The sequence below is a fragment of the Streptomyces sp. NPDC002690 genome (genome assembly GCF_053592415.1).
Genome location: NZ_JBSFVR010000519.1, coordinates 1 through 3,888 on the forward strand (window position 1 = coordinate 1; position 3,888 = coordinate 3,888).

At 67.6% G+C, this 3,888-nt stretch carries 3 protein-coding genes and 1 pseudogene; all 4 read right to left on the reverse strand.

Features of this window, described 5'->3' with window-relative positions; translation table 11 throughout:
• A pseudogene (locus tag ACWD3D_RS34415) lies at positions 1-391 on the reverse strand (hypothetical protein); the annotation flags it as partial.
• 7 nt (positions 392-398) lie between these two features.
• On the reverse strand, positions 399-1,259 hold the full coding sequence (locus ACWD3D_RS34420) for a carbohydrate ABC transporter permease (RefSeq protein ID WP_451464625.1): 861 nt from the start codon (positions 1,257-1,259) through the stop codon (positions 399-401).
• On the reverse strand, positions 1,256-2,227 hold the full coding sequence (locus ACWD3D_RS34425; protein ID WP_451464626.1) for a carbohydrate ABC transporter permease: 972 nt from the start codon (positions 2,225-2,227) through the stop codon (positions 1,256-1,258). The genes ACWD3D_RS34420 and ACWD3D_RS34425 overlap by 4 nt, the downstream gene beginning before the upstream one ends.
• A gap of 11 nt (positions 2,228-2,238) precedes the next feature.
• Positions 2,239-3,480: an ABC transporter substrate-binding protein gene (locus ACWD3D_RS34430; RefSeq protein ID WP_451464627.1), complete on the reverse strand. Its 1,242-nt coding sequence runs from the start codon at positions 3,478-3,480 to the stop codon at positions 2,239-2,241.
• Positions 3,481-3,888: the final 408 nt, after the last annotated feature.

Below are 3,888 nucleotides of genomic sequence, written 5' to 3' on the forward strand. Positions count from 1 at the left end.
CCAGGGCGAGGGCGCCGAGGGTGCTGACCGCCACGAGGAGGCGGCCGCCGGGCAGCAGCCCCGACCGGGCGATCCGCAGATCGAGGGCGAGCAGGCCGAGGGCCGCCCCCGTCAGCGGGGTGACCAGCAGCCCGGTGCGTACCGCCTCCCGCAGATCGCCGGTGAATTCCCGGAGCCCGCCACGCCTGTCCTCGGTCTGCCGCCGCAGGTGGGCGCAGCCCGCCGCGAAGGCCGGCACGAGGGTGACCAGGGGCAGGGCGGCAAGGGTGATCCAGACCCCGGTGAGCAGGCATTCGGCGAAGAGGGCGAAGCGGGCGAGCCGCTCGGTGCGGCGGCGCACGGCGGCGGGCCGGGTGTGCGCGCGGACTCGGGTGGCGGCGGGTGCGCTCATGGCCCGGTCAGCCCTTCAGCCCGGAGGTGGCCGCGCCTTCGACCAGGTACCGCTGGAAGGCGAGGAAGAAGGCGAGTACGGGCAGCAGGGCAAGGACCGACATGGCGACCATTCCGCCGTAGTCCGCCGCGCTGTCCTGGTCGATGAACATCTTCAGCCCCATGGAGACGGGGTACTTGTCCGGCTCGTTGAGGTAGAGGAGCGGGCCGAGGAAGTCGTTCCAGGACCAGATGAAGGTGAAGATCGAGCTGGTGATGAGGGCGGGCCGGCAGAGCGGCAGCATGATGTGCCAGTAGATCCGGGGGTGCCCGCAGCCGTCGAGCCTGGCCGCCTCGTCGAGTTCGCGGGGCAGGTTCCGCATGAACTGCATCATCAGGAAGACGAAGAACGCGTCGGTCGCCAGGTATTTCCCCAGCAGCAACGGCACGTAGGTGTTGATGAGTTCCATCTTCTGGAAGAGCACGTACTGCGGAATGATCAGTACGTGGTACGGCAGCAGGAGGGTGCCGATCATCAGCGAGAAGAGCAGGTTGCGGCCCCGGAAGTCGATCCGGGCGAAGGCGTACGCGGCGAGCGAGCAGGAGAAGAGCACTCCGGCCACCGAACCGAACGCCAGTACCAGGGAGTTGACGAAGAAGGTCGACACGGGGATGTCGGCGATGCCGTCCATCAGCTTTTGGTAGTGGTCGAACACCGGCTGAGTGGGGAAGAGTTCGAGTCCGCCGACGATGTCCTCGTTGGGTTTCAGCGAGCTGCCGATCACCCAGAACAGCGGGTAGAGCACGAGCGCGAGGACCACCAGCGCGCCGACGTGCCAGAGCACCGAGCGCGCCGAGCGGCGCCGCGCCGGGTGGATGAGCGCGCTCATCGGACGTCCTCCTCGTAGTGGACCCAGCGCCGCTGGGACCAGAACAGCACGGCCGTGACCAGGCCGACCGAGACGAGCAGCATCCAGGCCATGGCGGAGGCGTAGCCCATCCGGAGGTTGGTCCAGCCCTGTTCGTACAGGTAGCAGGTGTAGACGAGCCCGGCGTCGGCCGGACCGCACTTGCTGTTGGTGACGACGTACGCCGAGGCGAAGATCTGGAAGGAGTGGATGGTCTCCAGCAGCAGGTTGAAGAAGAGAACCGGGGAGATCATCGGCAGGGTGATGGAGCGAAACCGCCGCCAGGCGCCGGCGCTGTCCATCTGAGCCGCCTCGTACAGCTCGCGCGGCACCTGCTGGAGACCGGCCAGGAAGATGACCATCGGGGCACCGAACTGCCAGACGGTGAGCGCCACCAGGGCGTAGATCACCATGTCCGGGTCGCCGATCCAGCCGCCGACGTGCACCCCGAAGACCTGGAGCGAACGGTCCACGACGGCGTCGTCGGAGAAGAGCGCGCGCCACACGATGGCGACGGAGACGCTCGCGCCGACGAGCGAAGGCGCGTAGAACGCGGCCCGGTAGAAGCCCTGGCCGCGCCGCTCCTTGTTGAGCAGCAGGGCGACCGCGAGCGCCGCCGCCAGTTTCAGCGGGGTGCCCACCAGGACGTACGAGGTGGTGACCTCGACCGACTTGCGCCAGCGGGGGTCCGAGAACATCTCGGTGAAGTTCTCGAACCCGACGAAGCGGGGGCTGTCGAAGAGGTTGTAGTCGGTGAACGCCAGGTAGAGCGAGGCGAGCATGGGCCCCGCGGTCAGCAGCAGGAAGCCGATGATCCACGGGGACATGAACAGGTAGCCGGCGAGGTTCTCCCCGCGGGCCCGCCGTCGCGCGGGGGTCGCGGGGGCCTTCCGGGGAGCGGTGCGCCCGTCCGGCGGTGACGGCGCGGGGGCCGCCTGGATGTCGGTCATCGCCGTTCCCCTCAGGAGCCCAGTGCGGTCTTCGCCTCGGAGAAGAACTGCTTCGTACCGTCGTCCACCGAGGTCTTGCCGAGGAACACGTCGGCGCCGATGCGCAGGAAGGCGGCTTCGACGATGTCGGCGCCCGCCGGATGCGGGGTGATCGGCTCGACGTTGTCGGCGATCTGCTTCTCGTATTCGGCGATCTGAGCGGAGACGCCGGTGGGCTCGTAGGCGTCGAACTGCTCCTCGGTGGCGAGGACACCCCGGTCGTAGCCCATGATCTTGCCGACCTCGGGGTCGTGGACCATGAAGTCGATGAAGGTGGCCACCTCCTTGGGGTGCTTGGTGCGGGCGGAGCCGCTGAGCATCAGCGAGGAGATGTACTGTCCGGTGCGCTTGCCGTCGGTCGTGGGTACGGGCGCGATGGCGAGCGGGGTCTTGGTCTCGGAGGTGTAGCGGACCAGGAAGTTGTCCCAGGTGAACTCGCCGGCGGAGAGGTCCTTCGACAGCCCCGAGGTGGGCTTGGCCTGCTCGATCTTCTTCGGGTCGGTCAGGACGCCGGCCTTCGTACGGGCGTAGTTCTTGTTCCACCAGTCCTTGAGGTCGGCCTCGGTGAAGCCGAGTTTCGCGTCCTCGGTGAAGAACGCCTTGTCGTGCTGACGCAGGACCAGGTCATAGAGGTACATGATCCCGCCGCCGCCGCTGTCCCCGGGCAGACCGCCCTTGCTGATCTTCTCGGTGGCCGCCTCGTACTCGTCCCAGGTCCATCCCTCGGCGGGGGTGACCCCTATCTTCTTGTACTCGGCGGGGTTGTAGATCAGGGCGAAGGTGTTGCCGCCGACCGGGACGCCGACGAGCTTGCCGTCCACCTCGCCCGCCTTCTCCAGCCCGGCCCGGAAGTGCTCCATGCTGAGGTTCCCGGCCTCGACCTGCGCACTGAGGTCGAGCAGCACCCGCTTGTCGTCGTACTTGCGCAGGAAGGCCACGGAGTTCTGGAAGACGTCGGGGGCGTTGCCGGCGGACGCCTGCGTGTTGAACTTCTTCCAGAAGTTCTCGTAGTCCTGGAAGTCGGTCTTCACCTCGATGTCCGGGTGCTTCTTCTCGAACAGGGCGATCGTCTTGTTGATCAGGGTGGCCCGCTCCTGACCACCCCACCAGGAGTAGCGGATCTCCACCTTGCCGCCGGCTCCCGCTCCGCCGTCGCCCCCGCAGCCGGTGGCGAGAAGCCCCAGCACCACCACGGACACGCCTGCCGCACGCATTCCCCGGGCATTTCGCCAAGACCTCATGACACACCCCATCCCGGACAGGCCGCACCCCTGCCTCGGTAGATTGAATCGTTCAAGAAAGCGCTTGCCGACAAATTATGGAGTGGACACGACAACGTCAACGGTTGTGACAGGATCAGTCGAAGCGCTTCACCGGGGTCGGCGGACACCCGGGCGGGCCGGAATCCACGAGAAGCGGACGGGGCCGGAGGCCGGCTCCAGGAGCGGCGGACGGGCCGGAAACCGGAACCGGAGGGCCGCACCGGGGCTGGCACAAGGTTGCCGAGGGCCTCGACCTCGGAACAGCGGGGTGAAGACCGGGATGTGAACCTGCTTGTTGCCGGGCACGGCCTCTTGCCGGAGCACCGCTTCCGACCGGCGTACGGCTTCTCGCCGAGCACG

Coding starts and splice junctions, on each gene's coding strand:
- ACWD3D_RS34420 (WP_451464625.1), bottom strand. CDS start 1,259: ATGAGCGCGCTCATCCACCCGGCGCGGCGCCGCTCGGCGCGCTCGGTG.
- ACWD3D_RS34425 (WP_451464626.1), bottom strand. CDS start 2,227: ATGACCGACATCCAGGCGGCCCCCGCGCCGTCACCGCCGGACGGGCGC.
- ACWD3D_RS34430 (WP_451464627.1), bottom strand. CDS start 3,480: ATGCGTGCGGCAGGCGTGTCCGTGGTGGTGCTGGGGCTTCTCGCCACC.